Genomic DNA, 16,937 nt, shown 5'->3' with positions numbered 1-16,937 from the left:
AGTCTATATCGAAACCATAGTATACTATAATAGATATATTTATAAAAAATAATCGAAAATGAAATAAAGGGGTAAAAATATGAATTATGTGCTAATAGGTGCGGTTTTAATATTATTAGCTGTAGTATTTGTGCTGTTTTATAAAAATAAACAGTTAGAATCAGAGAGTCAGCAAGTAGAATTTGAAAAGAAACAAGCAATTGAAACGTATGAAAACGAAATTGCAGCTACGGTGATAGAGCATAAAGAACAACAAAATAATTTAAAAAATATGGAACAGAAAAAATACAATGATTTACAAGTAAGTGCAAATAGAGAAATTGAAAATATGCGTATGATGAAGAATCAATTAGCTATGCAACATAGTAAAGAACGTGGTGAAATACAAAATAAACATAATAACGAAATACATATGTTTCAAAAATTAATTGCAAATTTACGAGAATATACTAAAAACGGCGCTGAAATGAATACGTACGAAACATTACATTATATGAAGCGAGGATTCATAGAGCAAGGCATCATATTAGATGCTGAAATTGAAATCATGCCGAATGTTTTTATTAAAAATAATAGTGAAATAAACGATAATCGAATCCATCATCTCATTTTGTGCAAAACTGGTATTTATCTACTTGAGACGAAAGAATGGGAAGAGAAATTAATTCATGGTTTAACGAAAGAAAATGCTGGTATATATTCATTTATGATTGATGAAATGGGTAAGTATCAACAAGAACTTGAAAAAGAAGAGACATTTGAATATATAGTAGGTAAAGATTCGGCAACTATACAAGTGAAAAATGAAGGGAATCCAGTATATAAGGCGAAGAAACTATCTCAAATTTTATACAATTGTTTGAAAGAAATGCAGGCTAATAGTATAAAAGAAAAGGTAAAACCAGTTGTATATTTTTATAATGAAAATGGAAAAGAAATAATAGATCTTTCAAGTGAGGAAACACCTAGATTAAAAGATCGGGAGCAAATTGTAACGTTCTTCAGAAATGAAATCTTAGCAGGAAAAATAGTATATACAGTGCAAGAATTAGAACAGATTCGAGAAATGATTAGCCGGATGAATTATATAGTGAGTTAAAAGGGGAGATCTTTCTGAACGCTATGCTACGTGGCATTTTGTATGTCTATTTTTGTTTGTATATAGTAATGTACATTGTATTTATATTCGTCATTGATATGGTCCATATACCCTTAAGTGTAAGGAGCATTTTTGTAGTATTCATACCATTTGTTTTATTAGTCATGATTCAAAGGGCTATTTTATATGTTTCTAAAAATCGTAATGAAGAAAAGAAGCAAATGTTGGGGGGGTTAATAGTAGCACTCATACCATTAATAGTGTGCACTGTACAACTAAGTGTAAATGAATATACATCAAAGTTTAATCAAAATAGATGGTTAAATCATGCAGATAAGCGGGTACATATGGTAGATGATCTATTACAAAAATATAAATTAATAGGGAAATCAAATGAAGAAATTACACAATTGTTAGGAGCCCCAACGGAAACGAGAAGTGGGGGAGAAGGAGTTATCACTTTGTATTATCTTGGGACTGAACGTGGCTTTATCCCAATAGATAGCGAACAGCTTATTTTACAATTTGATAGAGATGGTAAAGTCATGGAATATACGGTGCATAAAGATTAAAGAAACGTGGAGGGAAGCTATATGTTATAGCTTCTTTTTTATTTTTCAATATGTCAAGGAAGGGGGAGAAGGTTTTTGAGTGGAATAAGGAATGAAAGCGGAGGTGATGCATATATATAGATGCATTGGGCGATTATTCGCCCGATTGGTGAGGGTTAATAATCAATAAGTACGGACCAAAACCCCACTGATGAAAGTTTCACTTTATCATATTGTATAAATGAAAAGGAGGTAAGACGGTGAAAGCAATCCCGACTGATGTCCTGAGTAAAGAATTGATGGAAAGAGAAGGAGTTATATCTATTACAGTAAAGGAATTTGAAAAAATAGAAGTAGCTGGAGTAGTAGTAGCTGGTCCAGCGGTTATTTTGATTAATCAAGATTAAGTACATATCATTGAAATAAAAAGCATCCATCTAGGATGCTTTTTATTTGTATGTAAGGATAAATATGATGGATAATTGTGTTACTGGAGGGAAAGTCTGTGGCAATTATTATAACAATGTTAGTAATGGGTATTTTATTAGGATTTGTTGGAGCTGGAGGAGCTGGGTTTATTATCGCGATACTCACTTTAGTATTTCATATTCCTATTCATGTTGCTCTTGCAACATCTTTAACTGCAATGGCGTTTACGACATTATCAGGTGTTGTCAGTCATTACCGTGAAGGTAATGTAGCACTTATTATAGGCGGGATTGTTGGGGGATTTGGCGCAATTGGCTCTTATATTGGTTCTAAATTTGGTTCACTTATACCAGCACATCTTCTTCATTGGTTTACAGCTGGGATGTTATTTTTATCGGCAATTTTTATGTTTATTAAATTAATTATGTTCCAAAACAAAGAACAGTCATCTTTATATAAGCATAAAGAGTTTTCCATGAACTACTTGTTGAAATGTATATGCCTTGGATTAGTTACTGGAATGATGGCTGGTTCATTTGGGATTGGTTCTGCACCGTTTATTCAGCTTGGATTAATGGTTCTATTGGGATTAACGATTCAGCAATCTGTAGGGACAACAATGCTTGTTATATTACCGATTGCAATTGGAGGCGGTCTAGGATATAGTTCGGAAGGATATTTAGATTATATATTGTTATTGCAAGTATTAATTGGGACCATGTTAGGGGCATATATTGGCGCGAAGTTTACAAATTATGCACCGCGAATGCTTTTGAGGTTTTCGATGATTATGACACCGGTTTTAGCTGGATGTATGCTATTGATGGAGTAAGGTGAAATTATAATAAGTAGGGGGTTACTGCTTACAAATAGCGGGATAAAATTAATATAGCAAACTATTAATATATTTTACGAATGAATTATGTAGGTAATTCATATTTCCCATATAAAAGGATTTGTTTTAATATTATGAGTGTAAAGTTCGAGTATTCGAAGTACTACTTGAATTATATCCCTATCCCTTTTCTAAAAATGCGAACAAGTTTTGCCCTATTCTATTCAATAGTTAATTGCATAGAAATATATTGTTCGATGACCATTATGGAACGTACATAATGGGAAAATCCCGATCCTTAAAGAGGATGCCCCTAATCTTCATGTGAAAATATGATCGGATAAGAAAGCTGACCAATTTATGGTCGGCTTTCTTTTTGTTCAAAAACAATTTTTTCTTTAATTTCTGTTTGTAATAATACAGTTTTTCCGAAGCGACGTTTGCATTCCGCACGCACTTTTTCAATGGCTAGTAGCTGAGTAGTCGCGGGAACTGTGACAATAGCTTGGCGAGCCTTTCGATTTTCTTCACAAAAGACACATTCCACAACATAATTAGAAATCATATTTTCATCCTTCCAGTTTTAATTTCTAAAAAAGGATTGTCTATGAAGTTGATGTAATTTTTCGTCATTGTTTTATTATTTTCCTCTTTTTTCAAGGGGAAAATAAAAAAGAGGGCGAATTTTAGTAGGGGAGGGATGTTTATGGAGAGATGGATAGGTAGTGCAGCGGTATGTGTAAATGAAAGAAATGAAGTTTTAATGGTACTGCAGGGCAAAGAGGGAGAAGAAAAAAGATGGTCTGTCCCAAGTGGAGGACTTGAAAAGGGAGAGACACTAGAAGAATGTTGTATCAGGGAAGTTTGGGAAGAAACAGGTTACAATGTGGAAGTGGTAAATAAAATATATGAAAAAGAGGGTATTACATACGGTGTTCCAGTGTATGTCCATTATTATTTTGTTAAACAAATAGGCGGTAATATGAAAATCCAAGATCCTGATGAGTTAATACATGAAATTGCTTGGAAAGGGATACATGAAATTGAACAATTGTGTTTAGCTTTTCCAGAGGATTATGAATTGCTGTGCCAATATATAGATAAAGAAGCAAGTATGTAAATACTTGCTTCTTTAATGTATCCAAGACAAGAAAAGCGGAACGATAACTAAACTAGCGCCTGCTGTTAAAAGCATGGATAAACTTGCAATTGTTCCTTCCACAGGACCGATTTCGAATGCTTTTGATGTACCGGTTCCATTTGCGCTCGTTCCTAACATAATACCTTTTGCGATTGCTGTTTTAATGCGGCAAATGCGTATGAGAGAAGGACCGAGCAATGCTCCTGTTAAGGCAGTTAAAACGACAAATACAGCAGTTAATTGTGACATACCACCAATCATTTCTGAAATAGCCATTGCGATTGGTGTTGTTACGATATGTGGCGCTAAACTATGTTCTAGTGATGAATCAATTTGAAAATAATTTGCTAGTAGTGCTGAAGTAATGACTGATAAAAACGAACCGACAATGACATTAAGTAAGATAGCCATTCCATGTTTCTTTAATAAATCAAAATATTTATAGATTGGCCATGCAAAAGCAACTGTTGCGGGCTTTAATAATTCAGTTAACCAGTGACCACCAGATTCATATGTTTCATAAGGTGTATCTAATCCGAGCAATAAAGCAATTAAAATAATGGGACAGACGAGAAGAGGAGAAAGTAGACTCCAATTCCAACGTTGATACATTTTTTTTGATATCCAATATGTGAATAGTGTTAATAGTAAACAAAGAAATCCGATCATTGCGTTGATCCTTTCCGCTTTAGTAGCAATTCTGTTAAAAGTCCTGTAACTAAGGTAACGCAAAGAGTGCTAATCATAATAATTAAAATGAGATCGATTCCATATTGTGTTAGTGTATCTCTGTAACGTATGACAGCGACTGCAGAAGGGATGAAAAATAAAATAAGTTCTTTTAATAAAAAATCTGCTCCGTCCTGTATCCATTCTTTTTTAACTAGGTTAAATTTTAACGAAATTAATAATAAAAAAATACCGATTATACTTCCTGGAACTGGGAGGTGTGCCTGTTTTGCAATCCATTCACCTGTCCAAGCGAAACAAAATAGTAATAAAATTTGTCCGCTTAACTTCCACCATTTCATACAGTAACCACCTCTTTCTTTTTTTACATAAAAATTGTAAAAAAGAATTAACAATTTCTACTATACGTTCATTCAAAATATTTGTCTAATATATAAATTATATGTTATTAATATATTAGACATATTAATCGAAAGTGAAAAGGGTGTCCAAAAATGGAATTACGGCATTTGCAATATTTTGTTGTTGTGGCAGAAGAGTTACACTTTGGACGGGCAGCTGCTCGTTTACAAATGACACAACCACCACTTAGTCAACAAATACAGCAATTAGAAAAAGAAATGGGAGTTACATTATTTTCAAGAACGAAAAGAAAGGTTGAACTAACAGAAGCAGGAGAAATGTTTTTAAAAGAAGTAAAAAAAGCGTTTGAACAAATTGAAAAAGCAGTAGAAGTTGCACAAAGTGCGCAAAGGGGAGAAGTAGGATCACTTTCAATTGGTTTTGTAGGTGCGGCGATATATGATATTTTACCATCAATTGTTAGGGAATATAGAAAGAAATTTCCGAGAGTGTCTGTTGCATTACATGAATTGTCAACACCAGATCAAGTTCATGCACTTCATGATAACCGTATTGATATTGGCTTTTTACGTCCACCAATTCCAACACAATTATTAGAATTAGAGCCAATTCAAAGGTTATCTTGTACCTTATGTTTACCAAAGGCACATCCACTTGCAGAGAAAGATGAAATACATATAGAAGATTTACGAGATGAGCCGTTTGTATTTATTACGAGACCAGTATGGCCAGCTTTGTATGATACAATTTTATCTCTTTGCAGAGAAGTTGGATTTAGTCCACGTATTGTACAAGAAGCAACAGAGTATCAAACAGTTATGGGGCTTGTAGCGGCAGGGATTGGAATTACAGTAATACCCGTATCGGCAAATAAGTTATATAAAACAGAAGTTGTATATAAAGAATTATATGATTCTAATTTTGTGGCAGAAATGTCAGTGGCTTACAAAAAAATGAATAGTAATCCAGAGCTGCTAGAGTTTTTAAAAATTGCAAGAGAGAAGAAAAGAATAGAAGTAGAGGATGAGCAATAGTAGTAACAGAATATGGATTTAATTCAAATCCATAAAAGTACACCTTATTAAACAATAAAGCGGAAATGCAACTTAAGTTGTATTTCCGCTTTATTGTTCTTTTTTTAGCTCGATACTGAATAGATAAACGTGTTCATTTTCTTTTAAGAGTAGATCAATACCTGTTTCTTCATCAATGGTAGGAACGCTTACAGTTTCTTTACTTGTTTGGATTACAGCAGCTAAAATTGTTTTTTGATTGTATTTTAAATTTTTTATAGATTGGATTGTAGTAGTTGCGGAGCTATTTACGCTTGGTGGTGCTTCTTCATGAACAAGCGTTGAAGCACCTTCAATATTCATATACCACTGCCTTTTTTCTTGTATATCTTTATCGAATTGGAAATGTGGTGGTAAAAAAGAAAGCTTTACTTTCTTTTTTGAAAAATGTGAGGTAGCTATATTAGCAATTTCTTTTGTTTTTTTACCATTGTTATAATAATCAATTGTAGCATTTATTTCATCTTTATCATTTTTAAGCGTAACGTTATAAAACATGCTATTTCCTTCTTGAAAAGGAGTCATTTGTAAAATAGAAGCTTGCTCTTTTGTTAATTTGTATGGCTCAACAATGGCAACTTCATTGTTTTTTATTTGGCTACAACTTGTGAGTAATAATAAAAACAAGATTGATAGTAATTTTATACGCATGCAATCTCCTCCTTTTTACAATTATATTCTAAATGTGATTTTTTATCATTTCGTTTTCTAGGACTAAAGACTTAGAAGAAATTCCGATTGTAGTGCGATGTTTAAAATGTCATATTTTTATACACTAGTAGTATAGAATGCGTATGTAATAAGGTAGGGGAAGAATTTTATGTCTTTATGTCGGTTAGCGAGAAAAAATATAAGAACATTTGCTACCAAAAGGATGAAGCAATTTATGTGGATTGCTATGAGTATTATGATTTTGTTTTTTATGATATCGTTACAATTTAATGAAGGAGCTATTTTGAAAGTAGGGGATGCATTTGTATTTCAAATGTATTTTTACACACTGTTTATTGTACTAATTTTCATATGTATTTTTACTACATATAAAATGATGTACTCCCTTTTGCTAGTGAGGAGAGAGGAGTTTACATCTTATGTAGCAGAAAATATAAAAAGAAAAGAAGTACTATATTTATTATGTCAGGAGCAATTATTCATTTATGGAGCAGCGTTTGTTTTTGGATTAGTTAATGGGATGTTATTTTTAAAATTATTTACGATTATTTTTATAAGAATAGCAGGAATACAAGGGATAAATAGTGCACCGATTACAATATATGCAATAGTAGTAGTGAGTATAATTATGATTGTTATCCTTCTATTATCGATGGTGCAATGTTTTCGATTTGTTCAAAGTTTACAAGATAAAAATTCGTTGCATTTCAAGAAAAAGGCATGAGAAATCATGCCTTTTTCCATTTTACACATAAAAATAATCATGTTACAGTGAAAAGACCTGACAAAGAATAGGAAGGAAAGGTTGTATAGAATGACAAATGAACAATCAATTGTAAAAGTCGATCGGTTAACGAAGCGAATCGGATCAAAGACACTTGTACAAAATATTAGTTTTGAAGTGAAAAAAGGCGAGGTTGTCGGTTTACTCGGACCAAACGGTGCTGGAAAAACGACTTTAATGAGAATGATGGTTGGTATGATCCGTATGACAGAAGGTGAAGTATGGATTGATGGTCAATCTGTGAAACAGCAATTCGAAAAAACAGCTGCGAAAATTGGAGCGGTAATTGAGACACCTGAATTTTATCCTTTTTTGAGCGGCTATGAAAATTTAACATATTTTGGACGAATGAATGGTAATGTGACCGAAGAACGTATCGATGAAGTAGTGAAATTGTTAGGGATGGGACAAGTAATTGATCGCAAAGTAAAAGCGTATTCACTCGGCATGAGACAACGTTTAGGAATCGCTCAGGCACTTATTCACGATCCAGACGTGTTGATACTAGATGAACCGACAAATGGATTAGACCCTAGTGGAATACATGAAATGAGAATGTACATAAAAAAAATTGCACATGAACAAGGAAAAGCTGTACTTGTATCAAGTCACTTACTTTCAGAAGTTGAATTAATGTGTGACAGAGTTATCATTATTCAGCACGGGGAATATGTGGCTACGCAAAATATTCAGCATAGCCAAAGCGAAGAGATGGAGACGATCCGTATACGTGTAGATGATGCGAATAAAGCAGCAGAAATATTAGGGCATGATGTTTTAGTAAAAGATAATGAATTACTTATTAATGTAAAAGATGAAGAAATCCCAAATGTTATTCGTACATTGCTTGAGAAAAATATTCAAGTGTATCGTGTATATGAAGAAAGAAAAACGTTAGAAGAGCAATTTTTAGAATTAACAGGGGGAAAAGATATTGTTTAATTTAGTATATAACGAACTGTATAAAATATTTAAGCGGAAGCGAACGATTATTCCATTTGCAGTTATTGCAGTATTAATAATCGGATTAGGATGGGTTACGGTAAAGTATTTTGAACCGGAAACAAAAGGATGGAAAGTAGATTATACAGAACGAACTGTAGAAATTGAGAAAAAGCTTGGCATGAAAAAAGAAGCTATTTTAGCAGAAAAATCAGGGGATGAGCTTGTAAAAGAATACCAGCTTAAGATGAAGCATTTAGATACGGATACAGCACCGGCAAGCAGTTCTCCACTTTCTTTCATGAGAGATACAGGTTTTATCGTATTTCCAATTTTGCTCCCATTTATCCTCGTGTATGCAAGTACAATTTTTGCGAATGAATATAGCTGGGGAACATATAAATTTTTAACGATACGACCAGCGAGTCGCTTTAAAATTTTAACAGCAAAATTTTTAGCAATCGTTATATTTGCAGCTTTATTATTTATATTTAATATGATCTTCTCCGCTTTATGTGGACTTGTTATTTATAAATTCCAACAGCCTGCATGGAGTGAGTTTATTTTCCAAGATGGAAATATAATAAAACAAAACATTTTTGTAGAAGCAAGTAAATATTATGTTTTATCGTGGTTACCAACGGTTGTGTACGCATCGTTTGCATTTATGATTTCTGTGTTAACGAGATCTAGTGGAGGTGCAATTGGTATTTCACTATTCCTTGCTTTATCAGGCAATATTGCGTTATTAGCAGCCACTAGATATAACTGGGCGAAATATTTATTGCCAGCAAACACAGATTTATATAGTATTTCAAAGAACGGAAGTTTTATTGATGGAGTAACATTCCCGTTTGCATCATGTATGTTGCTACTTTATTTGTTCGTATTTTTATGTATTTCATATACTGTGTTTTTAAAACGTGATTTAACTTAATAAGAAAAGCCGTTCAGGGTGCTGAGATGCACTTTGAACGGCTTTTTTTATGAGAATTGTTTAAGTGCTCTTTCGGCTAGTAAAGCAAAGTATTCTGCACTTATAGGCAGTGCCTCTTCATTAATTGTAAAAGCAGGATGATGCCATTCATGTGTACCGCTCGTTCCCATAAAGACGAATGAACCTGGTATTTCCTGTTGGTAAAATGAGAAATCTTCTCCAGCCATTGATAGACTAGGCGAGATGATATTAAGATTCATCTTTGTGGCAACTTGAGTAGATAAGTCTGTAAGAGCTTTATCGTTGTGAACAGCAGGAGGACCTGAATAAAAACGGAATTTCGTTTTTACACCTAATGCATCAGATACACCTTTAATAATACGCTCCATGAGTGCTGGAATCTTTTCACGTGTTTCAGCTTGGAACGTGCGAATCGTTCCTTCTAACGTAGCTTTTTCAGGAATCACGTTCCACGTATTTCCTGCGTGAATATTTGTAACACTAACAACTGCATTATGAGATGAACTTATATTTCGGCTTACAATTGTTTGCAGTGCCATCACAATTTGAGAGGATGCGACAATAGGATCTACGCCAGCATCTGGTACAGCCGCGTGTGTACCAACTCCGTGAATTTCAATTTCAAATCGATCAACTCCAGCCATCAGTGGACCATCTTTAATGCCAATTGTACCTACTGGTAAATCAGGTTTATTATGCATGCCGAAAATCGCTTGCACATTACGTAAATGTCCAGCATCAATAACTTTGCAAGCGCCATTACTACTTTCTTCAGCTGGTTGGAATATGAAGCGAACCGTTCCATTTAGGGAAGATTCTCTTTCTTTTAATAAGAAAGCAGTACCTAAAATGGCAGCTGTATGAAAATCGTGTCCACAAGCATGCATTTTCCCTCGTACTTTAGATGCATAGGACAAATGTGTTTCTTCTTGAATAGGAAGGGCATCAATATCAGCACGAACTGCTACAATTGGCCCGTTTTTATTACCAGACACTTCAGCGATAATTCCTGTTTCTAAATTGGAGTCAATGATAGTAATGTTTTTTTCTTCTAACCAATTTTTTATTGCTTTTGTTGTTTCGAACTCTTCATATGATAGTTCTGGATACTCATGTAAATGTCGACGGATGGAAATAAGTTTTTCTTTTAGTTGATTTGAAATAGATACCATGTAGTATGCCTTCTTTCTTCAGCAAAATATTTATCATAAGTATACAACAATAAAAGAGAGGATTCTCAAATGAAAATCCTCTCTCGTTTATCCCGTATTAATGGGCAGTCCGATTGGTTCAACTAATTAAAGTTTCACTTTATGCTGCGACTTTTTTATGCGTATGATGTTTACGATAACGTCCACGCATTGCGTATACAATTTGCGGGATTGCAATCCCGATTAAAATAAGTGATACACCGAACCATTGTGAAGATAGTACAGCCTCTTTTAAAACGAATACGGACATAATTGTTGTAACTGGTAGTTCCGCTGCACCAAGAATAGTCGCTAAGCCAGAACCGATTTTTGGAATACCGATTGTAAAGGCAATAGATGGAATTACGATACTAAATGTTCCTAATCCTAAACCGTATTTCCAAAGACCTTGAGAAATGGCACCATTAAAAATAAATGTTGGTGGGAATACAATCATGACTAAAGTTAAAGCACCAGTCATTAAGAGAACACCGCGCGGTAATGAAGGTACTTCAATAGCAACTTTTCCGCTCACGAAAATGTATGTTGCGAATGTAACAGCAGATAATAAACCTAAAATGATCCCAGTCGTATCGAAAGCACCTGCTGATTGTTCAAGTAAACCACTTGATAAAAATGTCCCTACAAGTAAGAAAATAACAGAAATAACTTTTTCTCTTGAAGGTAATGTTTTTGTTGCGACTGCTTCAATGATAATTCCGACCCAAACAAATTGGAATAAAAGAATAATTGCAATAGAAGCTGGTACAGTTTTTAATGAAGCATAATAAAAAATTCCGGTAAAACTTGCAGATGTTCCTGCAACGAATAAAAGTAATGCTTGCTTTAAAGGAACGCGATGTCTAGAAAATAGAAGTGTAATAGCAAGCAAAATAATCCAACCGAACAAATATTGGCTGCCAATTACCTCTCCAAGTGAAAATCCTTCTGCATATGCAAGCTTAACAAAAATAGCTAAAATTCCATAACTACACGCTCCTAATAAAACTAAAAGAGAATAACGAAGCATGAAAAATTCCTCCCATCTATATGAAGTTGTTCCGTATCGAAAATATATAACTAGAGGGAAGTATACAAAATTAGAAATAAAGGGTCAAATGAAAGAAAAGTATGACATTTTATAGAATAATAATAAAAGTATGATATTTATGCATAATCTTGAAATTATTAATAGTAGAAGTATTATAAAATCAACTTTGCATTGTATAGAGCCAGCATTTGAAAAAAATATTTTTTAAACCAATATGTATATAGACGTACTAGTAACGTGCTAATTATTTGAGAAACTATGTTACCTTTGTTATGGTAATGACAATTAAAGGAGTTTCATAATCCATTTGAGTTTTTTCTATATAATAGAAGGAAATAAAAACGTTTTATTAGAAACTGTGAGGAAGTACTTTTTTCTTATTGCCACGTTGTAAAAGTGATTTCACGAATTGTTCATAGTATTTTTATGTGTTTTTGTTACAATATTTAGGGAGAGGAGTGGAATGATGCAAGATATTAGTATTTTTTTAGCGTTTGGCGCCGGGTTCTTATCATTTATTTCCCCATGTTGCTTACCGCTTTATCCGGCATTTTTATCGTACATAACAGGTATGTCGGTTTCTGAATTGAAAGAAGAAAATGCAATGCTTCGCAAAAGAAGTATGATACATACAGCGTTTTTCTTACTTGGATTTTCAATTATATTTATTGCAATTGGATTTGGTACAAGTTTTATTGGAGGAATCTTTACTGACTATAAAGATTTAATCAGACAGTTAGGTGGTATATTTATCATCGTGTTCGGCTTAATTATTGTCGGGGTGTTTAAGCCGAAATTTTTAATGCAAGACCGTAAATTTACATTTAAAAATCGTCCAAGTGGCTATTTTGGATCAGTACTAATTGGATTAGCCTTTGCAGCAGGGTGGACGCCATGTACCGGACCAATTCTAGTGTCGGTAATTGGATTAGCAGCAACAAACCCAGAATCAGCAATGATTTACATGATTGCTTACATACTTGGATTTGCTATCCCGTTTTTCGTACTGTCATTCTTTATTACGAAAATGTCTTGGATTAAAAGAAATAGTATGGCCTTCATGAAAGTCGGAGGATATATTATGATTGTTATGGGGGTCTTCCTATACTTTAACTGGATGACGAAAATTATCGTATATTTCTCAAGTTTATTTGGTGGTTTTACCGGTTTTTAGTATTATTCTGCGAAAATGTTGGAAATACTAACGGAAAAGCATATAATGAAAGTATATTTTGCATATAGCCACAAAAAAGGATGAGAAAATATGAACATAGTTCTTTTATCAAGTATCGTTGCTGTTTGTATGGCTGTCGGTGCGATGTTTATTCGTTTAAAAGCAGCTAAGAAACCTGCAACATTGAAAAAAATTATACTTCCGCCATTTTTTATGAGCACGGGAGCATTGATGTATGTTTTTCCTGAATTTCGATTAACTCCAGCGGAAATGTTAGAAGCAATTGGCGTCGGTTTGTTTTTCTCTATTTTTCTTATTAAAACATCTAAATTTGAAATTAGAGGACAAGAGATTTATTTGAAGCGTTCAAAAGCCTTTGTTTTTATATTAATTGGATTACTTGTCGTGCGGATTGTATTTAAAACATACTTAAGCCAATCTCTTGATTTAGGACAACTTAGTGGCATGTTCTTCTTACTGGCGTTCGCGATGATTGTGTCATGGAGAATTGCCATGTACCGTTCCTTTACGAAATTACAAAAGGAAATGGAAAAAGAAGATGGTTTTTATAATGAAAAAGATATGAAGCTAACTTAAAAACTGTATATGTACCAAATAAAAAGACAGCGTCAAAGGCGCTGTCTTTTTTATCGAAAATAATATGAAGTTACTTTGCGAGTAAAGATCGATAGTTAGAATAATCAATCTTTTTTTCTTGTAGTTTTTTAATTAAAAATTTATGATCACGCTTTGGTGTGGCAATGATATATCCTTTAATAATTAAGTCTTGTGTAATTTGAGAGGCATTTTCTTGTAATGCAAGTTCCCCGATTTTTCCAGCAATCTTTGATTTTGCAACATCGCGAAATAGTTCTGGAACAGGACTTACAAGCTCTTCTAACAATTGTTTTTGTTCGTCAGCCCATAAATGTCTCGTTTTATTTATGTAGTGTTCTTCCCAATCCAAAATGGACATGCCGTCTTCTTTTGGTAAACGTTTTAAAAATTTTCTGAACATAAAGTATCCACCGATAGACATAAGCCCTAATAAAATAACCGTCCATAATACAATGAACCAACTGAACCATCCTTCGAGCAAGCATATCCCCCCTTAATGATAGCGGTTTTCTTTTATTCATATTATATACAGTGAGATTCATAGAAAGCAAGAACGCTTGGTCATTTTGACCAAGCGTTATCATTTAAACAAAGTATAGTTGTTCCACATGTAAATTATTATTATCATCTTCTACATATTCAATGATTAATGTGCCAACTTTACGATCTTTATCTTCAGTTGTGAAAATAGAGTAAGAAGTAAAACGTGTTTTTGATAGGCCGCTTATGTGTGTAGGTAAAGAAATGTAGTCGTTATCGCGGAAGAATTCCATCAGTTCAATATCCTCAAATTCTTTTCGGTCAACTTGTTTGTTTGTATAGCGGCGTTGAAGTTGTTTTAAAGATTCATTCCAAGAAATTGCTTTTGTGTCGTATACCATTGTTCTATCTCCTTACTGTATGTAATTATTAAGAACATACGTTCTAATCTAGTATACTCTTTTTATTAGAAAAGGGAAAGCAAAAAATAATGTAAGCTTGGATTTCCAAGCTTACATTATTGATGCGTCCGTCATAATCTCTATTTTTCATTATAAGTTAGATAAGAATAAGAAACAAGATGATATATATAATGTTGATAGTTTTCAAGATTCTGTATATTATAGTTTTACTAAAGCGCAAGGGAATGAGAGGAATGGCATATGTAATTTCACTCCAAGGACCGATGGCAAGCGGAAAAACGACATTGGCTAAAAGGTTAGAGCGATGTGGGTTTTCAGTTATATATGAAAATCCTTATCCAATTGTAGAAAAGCGAAAGCGATTAAAGTTGGATATGAATTCAAAAGAAGGGTTTATAGCAAATCAAAAAATGTTTATAGAAGCTAAAATAAAAGATTTTCAAAATGCAAAAGGTTCAGTCGTGATTTTTGATCGTGGGCCAGAAGACATCGAATTTTATACACTTTTTTACCCAATGGTTATAGGGAAAGAGTGGGATATAGAAAATGAATTGAAAGATGAATTATATAAATTAAGAGAATGCCGTTCGGATGCTATTTTTTATTTGGATGTATCGGAAAGTAATTTATATGATAGAAAAAATAATGATAGAACAAGAAACAGAAGTACATTTGAGGAGCAATTTAAATTAGCAGAAACTGAAAAAGACTGGTATAAACAATTTCCTGTAACTTATGTGGACACGAATAGATTAACAGTTGACGATTTAGAGGTATATTTTATGGGCTGGTTAAAGGAGAGAGGGCTATGAAAAAAATACTTTTATTTGTATACCCAACATTTGCGGAGTTTGAAATAACAGTAGCGACGGCATTGCTGAAAAATAAATTTGAAATCATTACAGCGGGCTTAACAAAAGAATTGATTATAAGTGAAACAGGTTTGCAAGTGCAACCACATATAGAAGTAAGTGAAGTACGTGTAGATGAGTATGAGGGGGTACTTATTCCAGGTGGAGAAGAAGTACAGTTGAAAGATGCGAAATCTCTTTTTTCAGTCATTCGTCAATTTCACGAACAAGAAAAATTAGTGGCGGCAATTTGTGCTGGACCGTATGCGCTAGCAAAAGCAGGGTTATTTAAAGGGATTTCTTATACTGCGACTATAGATTATCAAAAATTCGATTGTTTTCCAGTAGAAAATTTCGTGTATGAAGAAGTTGTGCAACACTCAAATATCATTACAGCACAAGGGCATGCATTTGTACCATTTGGAATAGCGATTGCCTCTTATTTTGGAGTGGCAGACGAACATAATACAGATTTTTATTGTGGTAAAGGCAATGTAGTAATGGAGAAACTTTTACGAGAAAACGTGTAAAAGCTAGCAAATGCTAGCTTTTTTACACCGATAAATTACTAACGTTTTTGGATCGCGCCATATACCGTTATGAAGCGATAATTCCTTGTTGATTTCTTCTGTTAGCCATTCTTTCATCTCGACTTGAAGATACATATTATCGGGTATATTTAACGATGGAAACATGCTGGAAATATAGTTTACTATTGGGGTAGCATGATGAAAAACGAGCGCATTATGAATAACTGTTTCTTCAACCGTTGGAAAAGCAGATGCTACTATCTCTTTACCATTTTCTAAACAAAATGGAGAGACTGCTGGTGATGTTTTCGGTAGATCAAATGCGTCAAGCATGTTGTTACACATTTCAACTATACGAGGTAATGAAACTTTAGAATTTGTTGTAGCTAAAAGTGTTCCGCCAGGACGAATGACTTTATAAAAGCCTTGAATTGTTTTTTCAACATCTTTCACATGGTATAACATATGTCTTGCGATTATTAGGTCATAATAATTTGTTTCGAAAGGAAGTTTACTAGCATCCCCTCGTTTCCATTCTATTAAGTTACTCGTCTTAGCAGCTTCAGCAAGCATAGCTTCGGATTGATCAAACCCGGTTAATGGGCCTTTATGACCATTTGTTTGTAAAAGGGAAAGAAATTTTCCACTAGCGCACCCAACCTCTAATATGTTTTCATCCCCTTGAAGGTGTAAATGTTCAATGACGATCTTATCTAAATCTACGTGTTTTTCTTCGTAATGTGTATGTGTGTCGATGCGTGTTTGTAAATGGTTGCTAACGTTATATTGTCGTTTTACATCATTCATTTTGTCACATTCTACCTTTGTGCAAAATTGTTGGATTGCATGTGTTAATACATCTGTTTTCTTTAAACCTTCGTAATGGAGTGCTGATTCAAACCTTTCAAGTAATTTCTCTTCAATTCGAAAATGAATATCTTTTCGTTTTGTCACTGAAATTTCGCCCCTTTGCATCTGTTAGTGAGACTATAGCACGTCTGGAAATTTTGTGTAAATCATTTGTGTACACAAAATTAGGGGGATGAAAAAAATGGTTGAATATGATTTTAAACTATTGACGATT

General features: G+C 33.6%; 22 protein-coding genes and 1 pseudogene. 14 read left to right on the top strand and 9 right to left on the bottom strand.

Features of this window, described 5'->3' with window-relative positions:
• Positions 1–79: 79 nt before the first annotated feature.
• From V7S45_RS18000 to V7S45_RS17985, 4 genes are all read left to right on the top strand, one after another.
• Complete coding sequence (locus V7S45_RS18000; protein ID WP_025689692.1) at positions 80–1,099, top strand: NERD domain-containing protein; 1,020 nt, start codon at positions 80–82, stop codon at positions 1,097–1,099.
• 23 nt (positions 1,100–1,122) lie between these two features.
• A complete protein-coding gene (locus tag V7S45_RS17995) occupies positions 1,123–1,671 on the top strand; it encodes a hypothetical protein (protein WP_000943753.1) in 549 nt (182 codons plus the stop codon).
• 239 nt (positions 1,672–1,910) lie between these two features.
• Complete coding sequence (locus V7S45_RS17990) at positions 1,911–2,057, top strand: BC1881 family protein (RefSeq protein ID WP_000644411.1); 147 nt, start codon at positions 1,911–1,913, stop codon at positions 2,055–2,057.
• Between the two features lie 98 nt (positions 2,058–2,155).
• Positions 2,156–2,911 carry a sulfite exporter TauE/SafE family protein gene (locus V7S45_RS17985; RefSeq protein ID WP_000974659.1) on the top strand — a complete coding sequence of 252 codons (756 nt, stop codon included), beginning with the start codon at positions 2,156–2,158 and terminating at the stop codon, positions 2,909–2,911.
• A 361-nt stretch (positions 2,912–3,272) separates the two neighbouring features.
• Here the strand turns inward: V7S45_RS17985 and V7S45_RS17980 are convergent, their stop codons facing one another.
• Positions 3,273–3,479: a DUF3903 domain-containing protein gene (locus tag V7S45_RS17980; RefSeq protein WP_000625222.1), complete on the bottom strand. Its 207-nt coding sequence runs from the start codon at positions 3,477–3,479 to the stop codon at positions 3,273–3,275.
• A gap of 141 nt (positions 3,480–3,620) precedes the next feature.
• Between V7S45_RS17980 and V7S45_RS17975 the strand changes: the two genes are divergently transcribed.
• On the top strand, positions 3,621–4,034 hold the full coding sequence (locus tag V7S45_RS17975; RefSeq protein WP_000442981.1) for an NUDIX hydrolase: 414 nt from the start codon (positions 3,621–3,623) through the stop codon (positions 4,032–4,034).
• 12 nt (positions 4,035–4,046) lie between these two features.
• Here the strand turns inward: V7S45_RS17975 and V7S45_RS17970 are convergent, their stop codons facing one another.
• Positions 4,047–4,724: an LrgB family protein gene (locus tag V7S45_RS17970; RefSeq protein ID WP_000578954.1), complete on the bottom strand. Its 678-nt coding sequence runs from the start codon at positions 4,722–4,724 to the stop codon at positions 4,047–4,049.
• Positions 4,721–5,086: a CidA/LrgA family holin-like protein gene (locus V7S45_RS17965; RefSeq protein ID WP_000872365.1), complete on the bottom strand. Its 366-nt coding sequence runs from the start codon at positions 5,084–5,086 to the stop codon at positions 4,721–4,723. Before V7S45_RS17965 ends, V7S45_RS17970 begins: the two co-directional genes overlap by 4 nt.
• 153 nt (positions 5,087–5,239) lie before the next feature.
• On the opposite strand from V7S45_RS17965, the gene alsR reads away from it, so the two are divergent.
• Positions 5,240–6,142, top strand: a complete 903-nt coding sequence (gene alsR / locus V7S45_RS17960; RefSeq protein WP_000423235.1) for an acetoin biosynthesis transcriptional regulator AlsR — start codon at positions 5,240–5,242, stop codon at positions 6,140–6,142.
• Between the two features lie 90 nt (positions 6,143–6,232).
• On the opposite strand, the gene V7S45_RS17955 is transcribed toward alsR, so the two are convergent.
• A complete protein-coding gene (locus V7S45_RS17955; protein WP_025687645.1) occupies positions 6,233–6,832 on the bottom strand; it encodes a hypothetical protein in 600 nt (199 codons plus the stop codon).
• A gap of 169 nt (positions 6,833–7,001) precedes the next feature.
• On the opposite strand from V7S45_RS17955, the gene V7S45_RS17950 reads away from it, so the two are divergent.
• The 3 genes from V7S45_RS17950 (at position 7,002) to V7S45_RS17940 (ending at position 9,516) form a co-directional block, all read left to right on the top strand.
• On the top strand, positions 7,002–7,577 hold the full coding sequence (locus V7S45_RS17950) for a hypothetical protein (protein ID WP_025687646.1): 576 nt from the start codon (positions 7,002–7,004) through the stop codon (positions 7,575–7,577).
• A gap of 90 nt (positions 7,578–7,667) precedes the next feature.
• Positions 7,668–8,579 carry an ABC transporter ATP-binding protein gene (locus V7S45_RS17945; protein ID WP_000180622.1) on the top strand — a complete coding sequence of 304 codons (912 nt, stop codon included), beginning with the start codon at positions 7,668–7,670 and terminating at the stop codon, positions 8,577–8,579.
• The gene (locus V7S45_RS17940) at positions 8,572–9,516 is read left to right on the top strand and encodes an ABC transporter permease subunit (protein WP_000482759.1); all 945 of its coding nucleotides are present in this window, start codon (positions 8,572–8,574) and stop codon (positions 9,514–9,516) included. The genes V7S45_RS17945 and V7S45_RS17940 overlap by 8 nt, the downstream gene beginning before the upstream one ends.
• A gap of 47 nt (positions 9,517–9,563) precedes the next feature.
• On the opposite strand, the gene V7S45_RS17935 is transcribed toward V7S45_RS17940, so the two are convergent.
• Positions 9,564–10,709: a M20 peptidase aminoacylase family protein gene (locus V7S45_RS17935; protein ID WP_000253675.1), complete on the bottom strand. Its 1,146-nt coding sequence runs from the start codon at positions 10,707–10,709 to the stop codon at positions 9,564–9,566.
• A 139-nt stretch (positions 10,710–10,848) separates the two neighbouring features.
• The gene (locus tag V7S45_RS17930; RefSeq protein ID WP_342761452.1) at positions 10,849–11,757 is read right to left on the bottom strand and encodes a DMT family transporter; all 909 of its coding nucleotides are present in this window, start codon (positions 11,755–11,757) and stop codon (positions 10,849–10,851) included.
• Positions 11,758–12,079: 322 nt separating this feature from the next.
• On the opposite strand from V7S45_RS17930, the pseudogene V7S45_RS17925 reads away from it, so the two are divergent.
• From V7S45_RS17925 to V7S45_RS17915, 3 genes and pseudogenes are all read left to right on the top strand, one after another.
• Positions 12,080–12,228, top strand: a pseudogene (locus V7S45_RS17925) (peptidase T).
• Positions 12,229–12,244: 16 nt separating this feature from the next.
• Positions 12,245–12,952 carry a cytochrome c-type biogenesis protein CcdA gene (gene ccdA / locus V7S45_RS17920; RefSeq protein WP_001152676.1) on the top strand — a complete coding sequence of 236 codons (708 nt, stop codon included), beginning with the start codon at positions 12,245–12,247 and terminating at the stop codon, positions 12,950–12,952.
• 90 nt (positions 12,953–13,042) lie between these two features.
• Entirely contained in the window at positions 13,043–13,549 is a 507-nt protein-coding gene (locus V7S45_RS17915; RefSeq protein ID WP_001028439.1) for a cytochrome c biogenesis protein CcdC, read from the top strand.
• 70 nt (positions 13,550–13,619) lie between these two features.
• Here V7S45_RS17915 and V7S45_RS17910 read toward each other — a convergent pair whose 3' ends face one another.
• Positions 13,620–14,051, bottom strand: a complete 432-nt coding sequence (locus V7S45_RS17910; protein WP_000889373.1) for a DUF2621 domain-containing protein — start codon at positions 14,049–14,051, stop codon at positions 13,620–13,622.
• Between the two features lie 103 nt (positions 14,052–14,154).
• Positions 14,155–14,451: a hypothetical protein gene (locus tag V7S45_RS17905; protein ID WP_000262401.1), complete on the bottom strand. Its 297-nt coding sequence runs from the start codon at positions 14,449–14,451 to the stop codon at positions 14,155–14,157.
• A 245-nt stretch (positions 14,452–14,696) separates the two neighbouring features.
• Here V7S45_RS17905 and V7S45_RS17900 point away from each other — a divergent pair, with 245 nt between their 5' ends.
• Together V7S45_RS17900 and V7S45_RS17895 are read left to right on the top strand one after the other, a co-directional pair.
• A complete protein-coding gene (locus V7S45_RS17900) occupies positions 14,697–15,284 on the top strand; it encodes an ATP-binding protein (protein ID WP_142292957.1) in 588 nt (195 codons plus the stop codon).
• Positions 15,281–15,853 carry a DJ-1/PfpI family protein gene (locus tag V7S45_RS17895; RefSeq protein ID WP_000722200.1) on the top strand — a complete coding sequence of 191 codons (573 nt, stop codon included), beginning with the start codon at positions 15,281–15,283 and terminating at the stop codon, positions 15,851–15,853. The genes V7S45_RS17900 and V7S45_RS17895 overlap by 4 nt, the downstream gene beginning before the upstream one ends.
• Before the next feature lie 3 nt (positions 15,854–15,856).
• Here the strand turns inward: V7S45_RS17895 and V7S45_RS17890 are convergent, their stop codons facing one another.
• Entirely contained in the window at positions 15,857–16,807 is a 951-nt protein-coding gene (locus V7S45_RS17890) for a class I SAM-dependent methyltransferase (protein WP_025687649.1), read from the bottom strand.
• Positions 16,808–16,937 lie beyond the last annotated feature (130 nt).

The sequence above is a fragment of the Bacillus sp. BR3(2024) genome, assembly GCF_039134555.1.
GTDB lineage: Bacteria > Bacillota > Bacilli > Bacillales > Bacillaceae_G > Bacillus_A > Bacillus_A cereus.
This window is presented reverse-complemented; position numbering and strand designations above follow the sequence as displayed.